Below are 16827 nucleotides of genomic sequence, written 5' to 3' on the forward strand. Positions count from 1 at the left end.
ATCAGTCCACCGTCACGTAGTCGGGGCCGGAGTAGCGGCCGGTGGCCAGCTTCTGACGCTGCATCAGCAGGTCGTTCAGGAGCGAGGAGGCGCCGAAGCGGAACCAGTGGTTGTCCAGCCAGTCCTCGCCCGCGGTCTCGTTGACCAGGACCAGGAACTTGATCGCGTCCTTGCTGGTGCGGATACCGCCGGCGGGCTTCACGCCGACCTGGACACCCGTCTGGGCGCGGAAGTCGCGCACCGCCTCCAGCATCAGCAGGGTGTTGGCGGGCGTGGCGTTGACCGCGACCTTGCCGGTGGACGTCTTGATGAAGTCCGCGCCCGCCAGCATGCCCAGCCAGCTCGCCCGGCGGATGTTGTCGTACGTCGACAGCTCGCCCGTCTCGAAGATGACCTTCAGACGGGCGCTCGCCCCGCAGGCCTCCTTCACCGCGACGATCTCGTCGTACACCTTCAGGTACTTGCCCGCGAGGAACGCGCCCCGGTCGATGACCATGTCGATCTCGTCGGCCCCCGCGGCGACGGCGTCGCGTACGTCGGCCAGCTTCACGTCGAGGGCGGCGCGGCCGGCCGGGAAGGCGGTGGCGACCGAGGCGACCTTCACGCCCGAGCCGGCGACGGCCTCCTTGGCGGTGGCCACCATGTCGGGGTAGACGCACACCGCGGCCGTGGCCGGGGTCGTACGGTCCGTCGGGTCGGGGTGGACCGCCTTGGCGCCGAGCGCCCGGACCTTGCCCGGGGTGTCCGCGCCTTCCAGCGTCGTCAGGTCGACCATCGAGATGGCGAGGTCGATGGCGTACGCCTTCGCGGTGGTCTTGATGGAACGGGTGCCGAGAGACGCGGCGCGCGCCTCCAGGCCGACCGCGTCGACGCCGGGCAGCCCGTGGAGGAAGCGGCGCAGCGTGCTGTCGGACGCGGTGACGTCGGCGAGAGCGGGTGCGATGGAGGTGGGGGCACCGCCCTGTTCGAGCGAAGCCGAGAGCTTGGGGGAGGTGGGCATGGTCACCAGACGAGCATATCTACGCGCGTAGCGGATGTATACCCCGGGGGACGGTTCCTGGGCGGCGCGGGGGGCGGACCCGCCCCACGCCCGGGTGGTCGGCCGAGCGCCGCAGGCGTGCGGCAGAATCGGGACCATGACGACCCCGGACCACCAGTCACCCCCGCCACAGTCTCCGGCGTCCACCACCAAGGACCTGATCTACCGCTCGCCCATGGCGCTGGTGGCCGGTGTGCTGCTGCTCGTGCTGGTCGGCTGGCTGGGCCTCGACGCGCTGGTCGGCGGACACGGGCGCACCCCCTGGTTGGCGCTCGCCGGGCTGATCCTGACCGTCCCGCTGGTGATCGCCTTCACCCTGCGTCCGGCGGTCTTCGCGGGCGAGGACCGGCTGCGGGTCCGCAATCCGTTCCGGGTGATCATCCTGCCCTGGGGCGAAGTCGCCTCCCTGCGCTCCGGCTACACCAACGAGGTCATCGCCAACTCCGGCACCAAGTACCAGCTGTGGGCCATCCCCGTCTCGCTGCGCGCCCGCAAGAAGGCGGCGCGTCGGCAGACCCGGACGGAGCGCGCCGCCGAGCGCGACGGCCGGTCCGGGGGTCTGGGATTCGGCGGGTTCGGCAGCCCCGGGGGCCTCGGCGGTCACGAGGGCCCGACCCGTGCGGAGACCGACCAGGTCATCGACGATCTGCGCACGACCATGGAACGGCGCGGAAAGGCCCGGTCGGCGCAGGGAGAGGTCACCGTGCGCTGGGCCTACGAGGTGATCGCGCCCGCGGTCGCCGGGGCGGTCCTGCTGGCGGTCCTGCTGGCGACGGGCTGAGGCCCGGCCCGCCGGGCAGCGGGTCCCGGCCCGCTCACCGTCGTCACGGCCACCATCGGCTGCCCGTCCCCGCAGCCGCGGGGACGGCGGGGGACGGCAATCTCCCGTGCCGTCCGACTGTCCGGAAAACCGATGAACACCGTCCCCGGGCAGTTGCTGCCGCGGCCCACCTCCGCCCTGCCTGAAAGGCTCCCGGCCGGGGTGGGGCCGGCGGCGGCCCGGTTGCTTCCGCGGGGCCTGTTCCGCGGGGACGCGCAGGGGGTGCCCCGGAGCCCGGACCACCCCCACGAGGCGGTTTCTCAGATGCCGGCGGCCGCGGACAGGTCCCGCTTGATGGCCGCGAGCAGCTCGGCCGCGCGCGTGTGGGCGGCCGGCAGATCGGCGTGGGCCGCGACCGGTACGACGACCTCCAGGTAGCACTTCAGCTTGGGCTCGGTGCCGCTGGGGCGGACGATGACACGGGCACCCTCGAGGGTGTAGCGCAGGCCGTCGGTGGGCGGGAGCCTGTCCGTGCCCCGGGTGAGGTCCTCGGCACGGGTGATGGGCAGACCCGCCAGCTCCGTCGGGGGCTGCTCGCGCAGCCTGCGCATCGCCTCCGAGATGACGGAGAGGTCCTGGACGCGGACCGACAGCTGGTCGGTGGCGTGCAGGCCGTGCTCGACGGCCAGGTCGTCGAGGAGGTCGAGGAGGGTGCGGCCCTGCTCCTTGAGCACGGAGGCCAGCTCGGTGATCAGGAGCGCGGCGGTGATGCCGTCCTTGTCCCGTACGCCCTCGGGGTCCACGCAGTAGCCCAGGGCCTCCTCGTAGCCGTAGCGCAGGCCCTCCACGCGGGCGATCCACTTGAAGCCGGTGAGGGTCTCCTCGTACGGCAGTCCCGCCCGCTCGGCGATGCGGCCGAGCAGGGAGGAGGAGACGATCGACTCCGCGAAGGTGCCGGTGGCTCCGCGGCCCACCAGATGGGCGGCGAGGAGCGCGCCGACCTCGTCGCCGCGCAGCATGCGCCAGCCGGCGCCGTCCTTGACGGCCGCGGCACAGCGGTCGGCGTCGGGGTCGTTGGCGATGACGAGGTCCGGGTCGGTGGTGCGGGCCTGCGCGAACGCCAGGTCCATCGCGCCCGGCTCCTCCGGATTCGGGAAGGCGACCGTCGGGAAGTCCGGGTCCGGGTCGGCCTGTTCGGCGACCAGCACCGGCTCGGGGAAGCCGGCCCGGGCGAAGGCGGCCATCAGGACGTCCCGGCCGACGCCGTGCATCGCCGTGTAGACCGTGCGGGCGGTGCGCGGGGAGCCGGGGGACAGGACGGCGTCCGTACGGGCCAGATAGGCGTCCAGGACCGCGTCGTCCAGGGTCTCCCAGCCGGCCTCCGGGCGGGGTACGTCGTTCAGGGAGACGATCGCGTCGATCTCGGCGGCGATCTCCGCGTCCGCCGGCGGGACGATCTGGGAGCCGTCGCCGAGGTACACCTTGTAGCCGTTGTCCCGGGGCGGGTTGTGGCTGGCGGTGACCTCCACGCCGGCCACCGCGCCCAGGTGCCTTATGGCGAAGGCCAGGACGGGGGTGGGCAGGGGGCGGGGCAGTACGGCCGCACGCAGGCCGGCGCCGGTCATGACGGCGGCGGTGTCCCGGGCGAAGTCGGCGGACTTGTGGCGGGCGTCGTAGCCGATGACGACCACCCCGTCGGTCTGGCCGCTCTTCTTCAGGTAGGCGGCGAGGCCGGCGGCGGCGCGGATGACGACGCCGCGGTTCATGCGCATGGGGCCGGCGCCGAGTTCGCCTCGCAGGCCGGCTGTGCCGAACTGGAGGGTGCCGCCGAAGCGGGCGGAGAGTTCGGCGACGTCCCCGGCCTCGATCAGCTTGGCCAGTTCGTCGCGGGTCTCCGGGTCCGGGTCCTCGGCGAGCCATGCGTCGGCCTTGGCAATGAGATCGTCGTGCACCTTGGGATCAACCTCTCCTGTGTCTGCCTGGTCCCCTGGGGGCTCCGCCCCCGGACCCCCCGTCCTTGCCCACCCACCCGACTCACTCGGCTGAGAAGTGGCCGCGCGGGGTCATGCTCGACCCCGGCGCAGTGGCCGCGGTCCGCTCGCATCGCCGCAGGGCCGTGGGCCGCTCGGCGCCGCGCGCCGCCGTGGCGCGCCGACACCACGGCAGGCCCCCGGCACCGGCTGCCGCGGTTCGCCGCAACCGTGGACCGCGTACGCCTCCGGCGCGGTACGGCCCGTTCGTGCCGCCGCAGCAACCATGCCCCGCTTGTGCCGCCGCGGCGTCCGTGGCCCACCTGCGTCGCTGTGTCGCCGCAGCAGTACCCACGGCCCACTCGCCGCCGCGGTGCCCCGCGACGCGTCGGCGCCGTCGCAGGGCTCGGGTCGGCTTACAGCCGGCCCAGTACCTGTGCCAGCAGCTGGCCCATGCGGGCTGCCGAGTCGCGGCCTGCCTGGAGGACCTCCTCGTGGTTGAGGGGCTCGCCGGTCATGCCTGCCGCGAGGTTGGTGACCAGGGAGATGCCCAGGACCTCGGCGCCGGCCTCACGGGCGGCGATCGCCTCGAGGACCGTGGACATGCCGACCAGGTCGGCGCCGATCACGCGGGCCATACGGATCTCGGCCGGTGTCTCGTAGTGCGGGCCGGGGAACTGTGCGTAGACGCCCTCCTCCAGGGAGGAGTCGATGTCCTTGCACAGGGCGCGCAGGCGGGGCGAGTACAGGTCCGTCAGGTCGACGAAGTTGGCGCCGACGATCGGCGACGTGGCCGTCAGGTTGATGTGGTCACTGATCAGCACCGGCTGGCCGGGGCGCATGCCCTCGCGCAGGCCGCCGCAGCCGTTGGTCAGCACGACGGTCTTGCAGCCCGACGCCACGGCCGTACGGACGCCGTGCGCGACCGCGGCCACCCCGCGGCCCTCGTAGTAGTGCGTGCGGCCCAGGAAGACCAGGGCACGCTTGTCACCGAAGGAGTACGAGCGGATCTTGCCGCCGTGCCCCTCGACCGCCGGCGGCGGGAAGCCGGGCAGCTCGGTGACCTGGAACTCGGCGTCGGGAGCGCCCAGGGCGTCGACGGCCGGAGCCCAGCCGGAGCCCATCACGAGGGCGACGTCGTGGGTCTCGGCGCCGGAGAGTTCGCGCAGGCGCGCGGCGGCGGCGTCGGCGGCGGCGTAGGGGTCGCCCTGGATGTCGTCCGGAAGAAGAGATGCGTTCACGCGACGAGGGTAGCCGGTCTTCGCCTACGCGCGTAGATGACGGAGCCCACGGGAATGCGATCGTTGTCTTGTCGTTTTCGACGAGGAGGGGGTCCTTCGGGGCCGGGGCCCCGGTCAGCAGGGCCGTTTCCGCAGCTCCATCACGTAGTCGTGGGGCGCACCGGCCGACTCGGCGGCATCCGCGATCTCGCCCAGGTAGCGGGCCGAGGGCAGGCCGCCCTCGTAGGCGTTGAGGACGTACGCCCACGCCGGTTCCTCGCCGTCCAGGGTGTGCACGCGTACCCGCACGCGCCGGTAGATGCCGAGACCGACGCCCTCCCACCGGTCGAGGGACTCCTCGTCCATGGGTGCGATGTCGTACAGACCGACGAAGACCTGGTCGCCGGGCTCCTCCACGATCGTGGCCAGCGCGCCCTCCCAGCCCAGCTGCTCGCCGCCGAAGGTCAGCCGCCAGCCGTTCAGCCAGCCGATGGCGCGCAGCGGGGAGTGCGGGGCGCGGCGGGACATCAGCCGCGCGTCGAGGTTGCCCGCGTACGCGGCGTAGAACGACATGGGGAGAGGGTACGGCAGGGGGGATCAGCCGTCCCTCGCGTCCCGGGGACGACCCCTCGTCGGCCCCCGGGCAGTAGCACCTTGAAGCGTGCGGGACAATGGGGTACGTGACTCGGATCGTGATCATCGGTGGCGGACCCGGCGGATACGAGGCGGCCCTGGTGGCCGCCCAGCTCGGCGCGGAGGTGACCGTCGTCGACTGCGACGGTCTGGGCGGAGCGTCGGTGCTGACCGACTGCGTGCCGTCGAAGACCCTTATCGCTACGGCCGAGGTGATGACCACCTTCGACTCCTCCTACGAGGAGCTGGGGATCATCGTCGCCGACGACACCCCGCCGCTGGAGCAGGCGGCCCGGGTGGTCGGGGTGGACCTGGGGAAGGTCAACCGCCGTGTGAAGCGGCTCGCGCTCGCGCAGTCGCACGACATCACCGCCTCCGTCACCCGCGCCGGCGCCCGGGTCATGCGCGGCCGCGGCCGGCTGGACGGCATGCAGGCCCTCGACGGTTCCCGCAAGGTCGTCGTCACCGCCGCAGACGGCACCGAGGAGACCCTCACCGCCGACGCCGTCCTCATCGCCACCGGCGGTCACCCGCGCGAGCTGCCCGACGCCCAGCCCGACGGCGAGCGCATCCTCAACTGGACCCAGGTCTACGACCTCACCGAGCTGCCGGACGAGCTGATCGTGGTCGGGTCGGGTGTCACCGGTGCCGAGTTCGCCGGTGCCTACCAGGCCCTGGGCTCGAAGGTCACGCTCGTCTCGTCCCGTGACCGCGTGCTGCCGGGCGAGGACCCGGATGCGGCCGCCGTGCTGGAGGACGTCTTCCGGCGCCGCGGCATGAACGTCATGGCCCGCTCCCGCGCGCAGTCCGCCAAGCGCGTCGGCGACCGGGTCGAGGTGACGCTGGCCGACGGGCGGGTCATCACCGGCTCGCACTGCCTCATGGCCGTCGGTGCCATTCCGAACAGCGCGGGGCTGGGCCTGGAGGGGGCCGGCGTCAAGGTGCGCGAGTCCGGGCACATCTGGACCGACAAGGTGTCCCGGACGACCGCGCCGGGTGTGTACGCGGCCGGCGACGTGACCGGCGTCTTCGCGCTCGCCTCGGTGGCGGCGATGCAGGGGCGCATCGCCATGTACCACTTCCTCGGCGACGCGGTGGCCCCGCTGAACCTCAAGACCGTCTCCTCCAACGTCTTCACCGACCCCGAGATCGCCACCGTCGGTTACAGCCAGGCGGACGTGGACGCGGGCAAGATCGACGCCCGGGTCGTGAAGCTGCCCCTGCTGCGGAACCCGCGCGCCAAGATGCAGGGCATCCGGGACGGCTTCGTGAAGATCTTCTGCCGGCCGGGTACGGGCATCGTCGTGGGCGGTGTCGTGGTGGCGCCGCGCGCCTCGGAACTGATCCATCCCATCTCGATCGCCGTCGACAACAATCTGACGGTCGAACAGATCGCGAACGCATTCACCGTGTATCCCTCCCTTTCGGGGTCGATCGCGGAGGTGGCACGGCAGTTGCACACGCGCAAGGCGGGCGCCGAGGCCTGACGCGCGGTCCCGACTTCCCGCTGGTCACGGGGAGTTGTCGCGCATGCGTACGGCATAGGCGGGGAGACTAGGCCTTATACCACTCACCGCCCTGCCGTACGAACAACTTCTGTTATTCGGCGCAAACTGCTGAAAGCAGACGGTCGTTGGGGTTACTGTCAGTTTCGTGTTCGCTGCAGAACGTCGCCAATTGATCCTCGAAATGGTGCGAGCGAACGGGGCCGTGTCGCTCCGTGAACTCGCCCGCGTCGTCCAGACCTCCGAAGTGACCGTACGGCGGGACGTGCGCGCACTGGAGGCAGAAGGACTCCTCGACCGCCGGCACGGCGGTGCGGTACTGCCGGGCGGGTTCACGCGGGAGTCCGGCTTTCCGCAGAAGTCCCATCTCGCGACCGCCGAGAAGACGGCCATCGCCGACCTCGCCGCGGGCCTCGTCGAAGAGGGCGAGGCCATCGTGGTCGGGGCGGGTACGACCACGCAGGAGCTGGCCCGCCGGCTCGCGCGGGTGCCCGGGCTGACCGTCGTCACCAACTCCCTCTTGGTGGCGCAGGCGTTGGCGCATGCCAACCGGGTGGAAGTCGTGATGACCGGCGGCACCCTGCGCGGCTCCAACTACGCCCTCGTCGGCTCCGGCGCCGAGCAGTCCCTGCAGGGGCTGAGAGTGTCGAGGGCGTTCCTCTCGGGGAGCGGCCTGACCGCGGAGCGGGGCCTGTCCACGTCCAACATGCTCTCGGCGTCCGTCGACCGGGCGCTGGTGCAGGCCGCCGCGGAGGTCGTGGTCCTCGCCGACCACACCAAGCTGGGCACGGACACCATGTTCCAGACGGTGCCGACCGACGTCATCACCCGGCTGGTCACCGACGAGCCGCCACCGCACGACGACCGCGCCGCCACGGAGCTGCAGGCTCTCGCGGATCAGGGGGTGCAGATCGCCGTGGCCGGGGCGAGTGGGAGCCCGGGGGGTGAGCAGGGGCCTGCGGCGCGTCAGCGGGCTCTGCCCGGGCCTCGGCGGGGGGTTCCCGGAGGGGGACTGCGCGGGATGCTGGGGGAGCAGCCTGCGGGGACCGAGCGGGGGCGTGTCGCGGATCTGCGGCGCCGCTAGGTACTGCGTGGCTCCGGCGGCCCTCGCCGTGTGGCTTGTGCCGGTCGGGTGTGTGGTGCCCGGTCGCCGTAGGGCTTGTCGTGGTCGGGTGTGTGGTGCCCGGTCGCCGTAGGGCTTGTGGTGATCGGGTGTGGTGCCCGGCCGCCGTAGGGCTTGTGGTGGTCGGGCGGGTGCGGGTTCGTCGTGGTGGGTCGCGCAGTTCCCCGCGTCCCTCGGGCCGGCTGCCCCCGGGGACTGGAAAAGGCGACGCCCGGCAGAGCTGGTGTCCGCCGGGCGCCACGCAGGTTCTCGCTGTCAGTCCTTGATCTCGCAGATCGCGGCGCCCGACGTGACCGAGGCGCCGACCTCGAAGTTGAGGCCCTTGATGGTGCCCGCCTTGTGGGCGTTGAGGGGCTGTTCCATCTTCATGGCCTCCAGGACGACGACCAGGTCGCCCTCCTTGACCTCCTGGCCCTCCTCCACGGCCACCTTCACGATGGTGCCCTGCATCGGGGACGCCAGGGTGTCACCGGAGGCCACCGGGCCGGACTTCTTGGCCGCCCGGCGCTTGGGCTTGGCGCCGGCGGCGAGGCCGGTACGGGCCAGGGACATGCCGAGCGAGGACGGGAGGGAGACCTCCAGGCGCTTGCCGCCGACCTCGACGACGACCGTCTCGCGGCCCGTCTCCTCGTCCGCCTCCGTGTCGGCCGGGGCCGCGAAGGGCTTGATCTCGTTCACGAACTCGGTCTCGATCCACCGCGTGTGGACCTTGAACGGCTCGGTGGAGCCGGTCAGCTCCGGGGCGAACGCCGGGTCCCTGACCACCACGCGGTGGAACGGGATCGCGGTGGCCATGCCCTCGACCTGGAACTCCTCCAGGGCGCGGGAGGCCCGCTCCAGGGCCTCCTTGCGGGTGCGGCCGGTGACGACGAGCTTGGCGAGCAGCGAGTCCCAGGCGGGGCCGATCACGCTGCCGGACTCCACGCCCGCGTCCAGGCGGACGCCCGGGCCGGAGGGCGGGGCGAAGGTGGTCACCGTGCCGGGGGCCGGCAGGAAGTTGCGGCCGGGGTCCTCGCCGTTGATCCGGAACTCGAACGAGTGTCCGCGCAGCGGCGGGTCGTCGTAGCCCAGCTCCTCGCCGTCGGCGATCCGGAACATCTCGCGGACCAGGTCGATGCCGGCGACCTCCTCGGTCACCGGGTGCTCCACCTGGAGGCGGGTGTTCACCTCGAGGAAGGAGATCGTGCCGTCCTGGCCGACCAGGAACTCACAGGTACCCGCGCCCTCGTAGTGGGCCTCCTTCAGGATCGCCTTCGAGGCCCGGTACAGCTCGGCGACCTGCTCGTCGGACAGGAACGGCGCGGGCGCCTCCTCGACCAGCTTCTGGTGGCGGCGCTGCAGCGAGCAGTCACGGGTGGACACCACGACCACGTTGCCGTGCTTGTCGGCGAGGCACTGGGTCTCCACGTGGCGCGGACGGTCCAGGTAGCGCTCGACGAAGCACTCGCCACGGCCGAAGGCGGCGACCGCCTCGCGCACCGCGGAGTCGTACAGCTCCGGGACCTCTTCGAGGGTGCGGGCGACCTTCAGGCCGCGACCGCCGCCGCCGAAGGCGGCCTTGATGGCGATCGGCAGACCGTGCTGCTCGGCGAAGGCGACGACCTCGTCCGCGCCGGAGACGGGGTCCGGAGTGCCGGCCACCAGCGGGGCACCGGCGCGCTGCGCGATGTGCCGGGCGGCGACCTTGTCACCCAGATCGCGGATCGCCTGCGGGGGCGGGCCGATCCAGATCAGACCGGCGTCCAGGACCGCCTGCGCGAACTCGGCGTTCTCCGAGAGGAAACCGTAGCCGGGGTGAACGGCATCCGCACCGGACTCGCGTGCGGCGTTCAGGACCTTCTCGATGTCCAGATAGCTGGTGGCCGGGGTGTCACCGCCCAGAGCGAACGCCTCATCCGCGGCGCGGACATGCAGAGCGTCCCGGTCCGGGTCGGCGTAGACGGCCACGCTCGCGATCCCGGCGTCCCGGCAGGCCCGGGCCACGCGGACAGCGATTTCGCCACGGTTGGCGATGAGCACCTTGCGCACGATTGAGGCTCCCTCCTTGAAACAAGCCGAGTTTAGGGACTGCCGACACGGCACTTCGACCCGTCCCCAGTGGTGAGCTTGCCCACACGGAGCGTGATGCGGGGCTCGCCCGACCCGCGAAATCCCTTGTCACCCCTTGGTACGCAGGACTCCTTCGGGAAACCCTAGCTCCGTCGTGTGGTCAAGGTCTCTGTGAGAGCGTGCCGCGGGCCACTCCGTTTCTTTGTCGAGTCCCTACGAATGGCCCAATGATTCTTTGCCGCCGACCGAACCCTTGTCCCAGGGTTTACCCGTTAGTAGCGTTCGCGATGACTCGAACGTACTTCAGGTAACAGCAGCTCTGCTCGGGCTGAGGTCGAAAGTGGGTGGGGGCTGGTGGTACGCAGACCGGTGGCGTGGGTCGTGGCGGTCGTCCTCTTGGCCGAGGCGTTCGTGATCGCGGGGCTGAACTGGTTCCTCGGAGTGGTCGTGGACCGGCAGAAGATGTCCCTGGCCGGCCTCGACCCCGACGTCATGTCGACGTCCTCGAAGATCGGCGGCCTCGTCTTCGGCCTCTACTTCGCCCTGTGCGCCCTGGTGGCGCTGCTCGTCGCGATACGCAACCGGGCTCCCGCCGGATTCGGCCGGATTCTGCTGGTCAGCGCCGCGGTGGTGCACGGCCTGCTGGGCGCGTTCGCCTGGGGTCTGGTGGGCTGGACGGCCTTCCTCTTCATGGTGGTGGTGCTCGCCCTCGTCGTGCTGCTCCTGATGACGTACGACCATGACGGCGGCCGGGCACAGGGTGCCTCCGGCGGTGGCGCCGGAGGGCAGGGCGGCGACCCGAGGGCGCAGGACGAGCCGGTCGATGCTCCGGGCAGAGCGGCCGAGTCGCACAGTCGTACGGGTGGGCCGCAGGACGGGGACGAGGAACCGCAGGACTCCGTCCCGGCCCAGGTCACTCAGCCGGCGCCCACAACTCCGTGATGCCGACACCCAGTTCGGCCAGCAGCCGCCGCACGAGGGGCAGGCTGATGCCGATCACGTTGCCGTGGTCGCCGTCGATGCCCTCGATGAACGGCGCCGAACGGCCGTCCAGGGTGAACGCTCCGGCGACGTAGAGGGGTTCGCCGGAGGCGACGTACGCGGCGATCTCCTCGTCCGAGGGCTCGCCGAAGCGCACGACGGTCGAGGCGGTCCCGGAGACGTACCGCTTGGCCGCCGTGTCCCAGACGCAGTGGCCCGTCTGGAGGGTGCCGGCCCGCCCGCGCATGGACTTCCAGCGGGCGGTGGCCTCCTCGGCGTCGGCGGGCTTGCCGAGGGCCTGCCCGTCCAGTTCCAGCACCGAGTCGCAGCCGATCACCAGGGCGCCCTGCACCTCGGGCTTCGCCGCCACGACGGAGGCCTTGGCCTCGGCGAGGGCGAGCGCCAGCTCGGCGGGGGTGGGCGCGGTGACGGCGTCCTCGTCGACCCCGCTGACGATCACCTCGGGCGCGAGGCCTGCCTGGCGCAGGAGGCCCAGCCGGGCGGGGGACTGGGAGGCGAGCACGAGTCGTCTGCGCGGCTTAGCAGTCATGCGGTCAGGTTAGCGGGGTCGCCGCCCGGGGTCGCTGCGCTACCGCAGGCCGATCACGATCATCCCGAGCAGCATGGCCAGGGCCAGGACGAGACCGAGCCGCCGCAGCATCTCCTGCATGTCGCGCAGTTCTTCGGGCGGCTCGTTCTCGGGGTCTGACCACAGCATTCTTCCAGCGTGCGGCCTGCTGTGTGCCGGGTGCCTGAGTACGCGTACTCATGTTGCACCCGGCACCGCACTGAACCGCGCCCACGCGGCGGGGCCGGGTACGGACTGTGCCGGTATGCGGCGGGGCCGCATACCGGCACAGTCCGCGCCCCCGGCCGGCTGCCCTCAGCTCGGCCAGTAGGTCCGGGTCCAGGACGCCGGACCCGGCTGGGGCAGGCGCGCGGCCGCGATGCGGGACGGGTCCGACCAGGAGTCCCGGGGGCCGGGCGCGCCGGGCGGCGTTGCCGCTGCCGCCACGGCGCGGGCGCGGACCACCGCCAGGGCGGCGGCCAGCTCCTCCGGGGTCGGGTTGCCTCGTACGACCTTGATGTTCATGACCGCTCCCAGGGTCCGCGGGGCCTAGAGGGGGATGTTGCCGTGCTTCTTCGGAGGCAGGGATTCCCGCTTGGTGCGCAGCTGACGCAATCCGCGGACGACATGGGCGCGGGTGTCGGACGGCATGATCACCGCGTCGATGTAGCCGCGCTCGGCCGCGACGTAGGGGTTGAGCAGGGTGTCCTCGTACTCCTGGATGAGCCGGGCCCGGGTCGCCTCGCCCTCTCCCGTCGCCTCAGCCTCGGCGATGGTGCGGCGGTGCAGGATGTTGACCGCGCCCTGGGCGCCCATGACGGCGATCTGGGCGGTGGGCCAGGCGAGGTTGAGGTCGGCGCCCAGGTGCTTGGAGCCCATGACGTCGTAGGCACCGCCGAAGGCCTTGCGGGTGATGACGGTGATCAGCGGGACCGTCGCCTCCGCGTAGGCGTAGATCAGCTTGGCGCCGCGGCGGATGATGCCGGTGTGCTCCTGGTCGACGCCCGGGAGGAAGCCCGGCACGTCCACGAAGGTGAGCACCGGGATGTTGAAGGCGTCGCACGTGCGTACGAAGCGGGCGGCCTTCTCGCTGGCGTCGATGTCGAGGCAGCCGGCGAACTGCATGGGCTGGTTGGCGACGATGCCCACGGGGTGGCCCTCGACCCGGCCGAAGCCGGTGACGATGTTCGGTGCGAACAGTGCCTGCGTCTCGAAGAACTCGGCGTCGTCCAGGATGTGTTCGATCACCGTGCGGATGTCGTACGGCTGGTTCGCGCTGTCCGGGACGAGCGTGTCCAGCTCGCGGTCCTCGTCGGTGACCGAGAGGTCCGCCTCCTCCGGGAAGACGGGGGGCTCGCTGAGGTTGTTGGACGGCAGGTACGACAGCAGCTGCTTGACGTACTCGATGGCGTCCTTCTCGTCGCCCGCCATGTGGTGGGCCACGCCGGAGGTGGAGTTGTGGGTGCGGGCGCCGCCCAGCTCCTCGAAGCCGACGTCCTCGCCGGTGACGGTCTTGATGACGTCCGGGCCGGTGATGAACATGTGCGAGGTCTGGTCGACCATGACCGTGAAGTCGGTGATGGCCGGGGAGTAGACCGCACCGCCCGCGCAGGGGCCGACGACCAGGCTGATCTGCGGGATGACGCCGGAGGCGTGGGTGTTGCGGCGGAAGATCTCGCCGTAGGCGCCCAGGGAGGCCACGCCTTCCTGGATGCGGGCGCCGCCGGAGTCGTTGATGCCGATGACCGGGCAGCCGGTCTTCAGGGCGAAGTCCATGACCTTGACGATCTTCTGGCCGTAGACCTCGCCGAGGGCGCCGCCGAAGACGGTGAAGTCCTGCGAGAAGACGGCGACGGGGCGGCCGTCCACGGTGCCGTAGCCGACGACGACGCCGTCTCCGTACGGGCGGTTCTTGTCCAGCCCGAAGTTGGTGGAGCGGTGCCGGGCGAACTCGTCCAGTTCGACGAAGGAGCCCTCGTCGAGCAGCAGCTCGATCCGCTCACGGGCCGTCAGCTTGCCCTTCGCGTGCTGTTTTTCGACGGCGCGCTCCGAGCCGGCGTGCGTCGCCTCATGGATACGGCGTTGCAGATCCGCGAGCTTGCCCGCGGTCGTGTGAATGTCGATCTCTTCCGGCTCGGACATCGGGATCGCGGCTCCCTGCCTGCTCAAAAGGGGGGACGGTTACTCATCCGTAGAGTAGTGGTGTGTCTCGGTGTCGGCAGTGCGGCGTTTCCCACACCTAGGGTGACTTGCATGACGCCGCACAATGCATCAGACGACAGCCGTTGGTCCGACCTGGACCGTCCGCCCTTGAACGCCGCGGCGCTGCGCCGCGGGCTCGTCCGGGAGGGCAGCCTGTGGTCGGAGGTCGAGCTCGTCCAGCGCACCGGTTCCACCAACTCCGACCTGGTGGCCCGGGCCGCGGCCGGCAAGGCGGGGGAGGGAGCGGTGCTGGTCGCGGAGGAGCAGACGGCCGGGCGGGGCCGCCTGGACCGCCAGTGGACGGCACCGGCGCGCTCCGGTCTCTTCTTCTCCGTCCTGCTGAAGCCCTCCGAGGTGCCGGTGGCCCGCTGGGGCTGGCTGCCGCTGCTCACCGGGGTGGCGGTGGCGACGGGGCTGTCCCGGGCGGCAGGGGTGGACACGGCCCTGAAGTGGCCGAACGACCTGCTGGTGACCGTGGGAGGCGAGGAGCGCAAGGCCGGGGGCATCCTCGCTGAGCGGGCCGGCGACGACGGCGTGGTCATCGGCGTGGGCATCAACGTCTCCCTGCGGGCGGAGGAGCTGCCGGTCCCCCAGGCCGGGTCGCTGGTGCTGGCCGGCGCGGTGAGCACGGACCGGGATCCGCTGCTGCGGGCTCTGCTGCGGTCGCTGGAGGACTGGTACGGGCGGTGGCGGGCGGCGAGCGGTGATCCGGTGGCCAGCGGGCTGCAGGAGACGTACGCCGCGGGGTGCGCGACGCTCGGGCGGGTGGTGCGGGCGGAGCTGCCCGGGGATCGTTCCGTGGTGGGGGAGGCCGTGGCGGTCGACGGCGACGGACGCCTGGTCATCGCCACGGAGTCGGGCGTGCAGGAGCCGGTGGGGGCGGGGGACATCGTGCATCTGCGACCTGCGTGAGGGTGCCTGCGGCGCCTGCGCGCGGAGTGAGGGTGCCCTTGGTGTCTGTGGGGCTGGTCGGGCGTCGTGGCATCTGTGACGTCTGTGCGGCTGCCTGGGAGGTTGCGGGTAGCGCCCGTGCGTCCACTGGGGTGCGCCGGCGTCCGTGCGGCTCGGTGGGGGTGCGCCTGGCCTCTGTGCGGTGCGTTGGGGGTGCGCCTGGCGTCCGTGCGGTTCGGTGGGGTGTGCGGAGCGCCTGTGCAGTTGGGTGGCGCGTCTCTGTGGCGTCCGTGCGGCCTGCGTGACGGTGCCTGCGGTGTCTGTGTGACTGGGCGGGGTGCAGGAAGCGCCTGTGCGGCTCGTGGGGTGTGCCTGGCCTCTGTGCGGTGCGTTGGGGGGCTGCGGTGTCTGCGCGGCGGGTGGGGTATGCGTGGCGTGTGCGGCGGGTGGGGTGTGTGTGGCAGGTGCGGCGCATGTGCGGTTGGGTGGGGGTGCGCCCAGCGCCCGGTGTCGCCGGGTGTCGCGGCCGTGTCCGGGGGTGCCGTCCTCGGAACGGCGCGGAATCGGTCGGCCGCCGACGTGCTGGTGTCGACGCGCCAACCGCTGCGGGCGGACACCCCCGACCCGTCCCCTTCCCCGCCGTGGATGACCGGGGGTGGGCTGACTCCCTCGGCCGAACCCGACCGAGTGAGCTGGCGCACACCTGCCGTAGAGTTGAGGCCGGTCGAACCTGACCGTGGCAGATCGGAAGGGCAGCAGGCGTGACCGTCGACGACACGGGCTCCGGCGCGGACGCGGACGGCCGGGTGGACCCCGACGCCGCCGACTCCGGCGAGGATCCGCTTGCCCTGCGTCTCGAGCAGCTCATCCTGGGCGCCGAGCGGCGCTACACCCCTTTCCAGGCGGCCCGCAGCGCCGGTGTCTCCATGGAGCTGGCGTCGCGGTTCTGGCGGGCCATGGGGTTCGCGGACATCGGACAGGCCAAGGCGCTCACCGAGGCCGACGTACTGGCGCTGCGGCGCCTCGCCGGTCTGGTCGAGGCGGGGCTGCTGAGCGAGGCCATGGCGGTGCAGGTGGCCCGGTCCACGGGGCAGACCACCGCCCGGTTGGCGGAGTGGCAGATCGATTCCTTCCTGGAGGGGCTGACCGAGCCGCCCGAGCCGGGCATGACCCGCACCGAGGTGACGTACCCGATCGTCGAGCTGCTCCTGCCCGAGCTGGAGGAGTTCCTGGTCTACGTCTGGCGCCGCCAGCTCGCCGCCTCGGCGGGCCGTGTGGTGCAGACCGCCGACGACGAGGAGATGGTCGACCGGCGGCTCGCGGTCGGCTTCGCCGATCTGGTGGGGTTCACGCGGCTGACCCGCCGGATGGAGGAAGAGGAGCTCGGCGAGCTGGTCGAGGCCTTCGAGACGACGGCCGCCGACCTGGTGGCCGCGCGTGGCGGCCGGCTCATCAAGACCCTCGGTGACGAGGTGCTGTACGCCGCGGACGACGCCGGCACGGCCGCGGACATCGCCCTGCGGCTGGTCGAGACGATGTCGAACGACGAGACCATGCCGGAGCTGCGCGTGGGCATGGCCTTCGGCACGGTGACCACCCGCATGGGTGATGTCTTCGGTACGACGGTCAATCTCGCCTCCCGCCTGACGTCCATAGCGCCGCGCGACGCCGTGCTGGTGGACAGCGCCTTCGCCGAGGAGCTGATCCGCAGCGGCGAGGCACCCGCCTCGGAGGCGGAGGCGGCGGAGGCCGCGGCCGCGGCGGAGAAGGAGGGCGAGGAGCCGCCGACGTACCGCTTCGCGCTCCAGCCGATGTGGCAGCGCCCGGTCCGTGGGCTCGGCGTGGTCGAGCCGTGGTTGCTCACCCGTCGCGACAGCCAGGCCTGA

Annotated in this window: 15 protein-coding genes; 6 read left to right on the forward strand and 9 right to left on the reverse strand. The window is 71.9% G+C overall.

Translation table 11 applies throughout. From position 1 onward, the window contains the following. Window position 1 precedes the first annotated feature (1 nt). Window positions 2-1000, reverse strand: a complete 999-nt coding sequence (deoC, locus tag ACFZDC_RS11415) for a deoxyribose-phosphate aldolase (RefSeq protein ID WP_391322827.1) — start codon at window positions 998-1000, stop codon at window positions 2-4. 136 nt (window positions 1001-1136) lie between these two features. Here deoC and ACFZDC_RS11420 point away from each other — a divergent pair, with 136 nt between their 5' ends. Then, complete coding sequence (locus ACFZDC_RS11420) at window positions 1137-1820, forward strand: PH domain-containing protein (protein WP_391322531.1); 684 nt, start codon at window positions 1137-1139, stop codon at window positions 1818-1820. Window positions 1821-2119: 299 nt separating this feature from the next. On the opposite strand, the gene ACFZDC_RS11425 is transcribed toward ACFZDC_RS11420, so the two are convergent. The 3 genes from ACFZDC_RS11425 to ACFZDC_RS11435 form a co-directional block, all read right to left on the reverse strand. Continuing rightward, on the reverse strand, window positions 2120-3751 hold the full coding sequence (locus tag ACFZDC_RS11425; protein WP_391322533.1) for a phospho-sugar mutase: 1632 nt from the start codon (window positions 3749-3751) through the stop codon (window positions 2120-2122). 434 nt (window positions 3752-4185) lie between these two features. Next, on the reverse strand, window positions 4186-5010 hold the full coding sequence (locus tag ACFZDC_RS11430) for a purine-nucleoside phosphorylase (protein WP_391322535.1): 825 nt from the start codon (window positions 5008-5010) through the stop codon (window positions 4186-4188). A 114-nt stretch (window positions 5011-5124) separates the two neighbouring features. Continuing rightward, window positions 5125-5562 carry a gamma-glutamylcyclotransferase gene (locus tag ACFZDC_RS11435; RefSeq protein ID WP_391322537.1) on the reverse strand — a complete coding sequence of 146 codons (438 nt, stop codon included), beginning with the start codon at window positions 5560-5562 and terminating at the stop codon, window positions 5125-5127. 98 nt (window positions 5563-5660) lie between these two features. Here ACFZDC_RS11435 and ACFZDC_RS11440 point away from each other — a divergent pair, with 98 nt between their 5' ends. Both ACFZDC_RS11440 and ACFZDC_RS11445 read left to right on the forward strand, forming a co-directional pair. Next, window positions 5661-7109, forward strand: a complete 1449-nt coding sequence (locus ACFZDC_RS11440; RefSeq protein WP_391322539.1) for an NAD(P)H-quinone dehydrogenase — start codon at window positions 5661-5663, stop codon at window positions 7107-7109. A 166-nt stretch (window positions 7110-7275) separates the two neighbouring features. Next, on the forward strand, window positions 7276-8211 hold the full coding sequence (locus ACFZDC_RS11445; RefSeq protein ID WP_391322541.1) for a DeoR family transcriptional regulator: 936 nt from the start codon (window positions 7276-7278) through the stop codon (window positions 8209-8211). Between the two features lie 294 nt (window positions 8212-8505). On the opposite strand, the gene ACFZDC_RS11450 is transcribed toward ACFZDC_RS11445, so the two are convergent. Then, window positions 8506-10278 (reverse strand): biotin carboxylase N-terminal domain-containing protein, encoded by a 1773-nt coding sequence (locus ACFZDC_RS11450; RefSeq protein ID WP_391322542.1) that lies wholly within the window; start codon window positions 10276-10278, stop codon window positions 8506-8508. Between the two features lie 390 nt (window positions 10279-10668). Here ACFZDC_RS11450 and ACFZDC_RS11455 point away from each other — a divergent pair, with 390 nt between their 5' ends. Further along, complete coding sequence (locus ACFZDC_RS11455; RefSeq protein WP_391322544.1) at window positions 10669-11241, forward strand: hypothetical protein; 573 nt, start codon at window positions 10669-10671, stop codon at window positions 11239-11241. Here ACFZDC_RS11455 and ACFZDC_RS11460 read toward each other — a convergent pair. The 4 genes from ACFZDC_RS11460 to ACFZDC_RS11475 all read right to left on the reverse strand — a co-directional run bounded on the left by ACFZDC_RS11460 (window position 11213) and on the right by ACFZDC_RS11475 (window position 13990). Next, complete coding sequence (locus tag ACFZDC_RS11460) at window positions 11213-11830, reverse strand: Maf family nucleotide pyrophosphatase (protein WP_391322546.1); 618 nt, start codon at window positions 11828-11830, stop codon at window positions 11213-11215. The genes ACFZDC_RS11455 and ACFZDC_RS11460 overlap by 29 nt on opposite strands. 39 nt (window positions 11831-11869) lie before the next feature. Next, window positions 11870-11998: a morphogenic membrane protein MmpB gene (gene mmpB / locus ACFZDC_RS11465; protein WP_391322549.1), complete on the reverse strand. Its 129-nt coding sequence runs from the start codon at window positions 11996-11998 to the stop codon at window positions 11870-11872. A 165-nt stretch (window positions 11999-12163) separates the two neighbouring features. Further along, window positions 12164-12373 carry an acyl-CoA carboxylase epsilon subunit gene (locus tag ACFZDC_RS11470; RefSeq protein WP_391322551.1) on the reverse strand — a complete coding sequence of 70 codons (210 nt, stop codon included), beginning with the start codon at window positions 12371-12373 and terminating at the stop codon, window positions 12164-12166. 24 nt (window positions 12374-12397) lie between these two features. Continuing rightward, complete coding sequence (locus ACFZDC_RS11475; protein ID WP_391322553.1) at window positions 12398-13990, reverse strand: carboxyl transferase domain-containing protein; 1593 nt, start codon at window positions 13988-13990, stop codon at window positions 12398-12400. A gap of 111 nt (window positions 13991-14101) precedes the next feature. Here ACFZDC_RS11475 and ACFZDC_RS11480 point away from each other — a divergent pair, with 111 nt between their 5' ends. After that, on the forward strand, window positions 14102-14962 hold the full coding sequence (locus tag ACFZDC_RS11480; protein WP_391322555.1) for a biotin--[acetyl-CoA-carboxylase] ligase: 861 nt from the start codon (window positions 14102-14104) through the stop codon (window positions 14960-14962). A gap of 740 nt (window positions 14963-15702) precedes the next feature. Beyond that, window positions 15703-16827, forward strand: coding sequence for an adenylate/guanylate cyclase domain-containing protein (locus tag ACFZDC_RS11485; RefSeq protein WP_391322557.1), 1125 nt, complete (start codon window positions 15703-15705; stop codon window positions 16825-16827).

The sequence above is a fragment of the Streptomyces sp. NPDC007905 genome (assembly GCF_042959345.1).
Lineage (GTDB): Bacteria > Actinomycetota > Actinomycetes > Streptomycetales > Streptomycetaceae > Streptomyces.

Excerpts from the sequence above, each read along its gene's own strand:
- ACFZDC_RS11435 (WP_391322537.1), bottom strand. The coding sequence starts at position 5,562 with ATGTCGTTCTACGCCGCGTACGCGGGCAACCTCGACGCGCGGCTGATG.
- deoC (WP_391322827.1), bottom strand. The coding sequence starts at position 1,000 with ATGCCCACCTCCCCCAAGCTCTCGGCTTCGCTCGAACAGGGCGGTGCC.
- ACFZDC_RS11475 (WP_391322553.1), bottom strand. The coding sequence starts at position 13,990 with ATGTCCGAGCCGGAAGAGATCGACATTCACACGACCGCGGGCAAGCTC.
- ACFZDC_RS11460 (WP_391322546.1), bottom strand. The coding sequence starts at position 11,830 with ATGACTGCTAAGCCGCGCAGACGACTCGTGCTCGCCTCCCAGTCCCCC.
- ACFZDC_RS11420 (WP_391322531.1), top strand. The coding sequence starts at position 1,137 with ATGACGACCCCGGACCACCAGTCACCCCCGCCACAGTCTCCGGCGTCC.
- mmpB (WP_391322549.1), bottom strand. The coding sequence starts at position 11,998 with ATGCTGTGGTCAGACCCCGAGAACGAGCCGCCCGAAGAACTGCGCGAC.
- ACFZDC_RS11440 (WP_391322539.1), top strand. The coding sequence starts at position 5,661 with ATGGGGTACGTGACTCGGATCGTGATCATCGGTGGCGGACCCGGCGGA.
- ACFZDC_RS11480 (WP_391322555.1), top strand. The coding sequence starts at position 14,102 with ATGACGCCGCACAATGCATCAGACGACAGCCGTTGGTCCGACCTGGAC.
- ACFZDC_RS11470 (WP_391322551.1), bottom strand. The coding sequence starts at position 12,373 with ATGAACATCAAGGTCGTACGAGGCAACCCGACCCCGGAGGAGCTGGCC.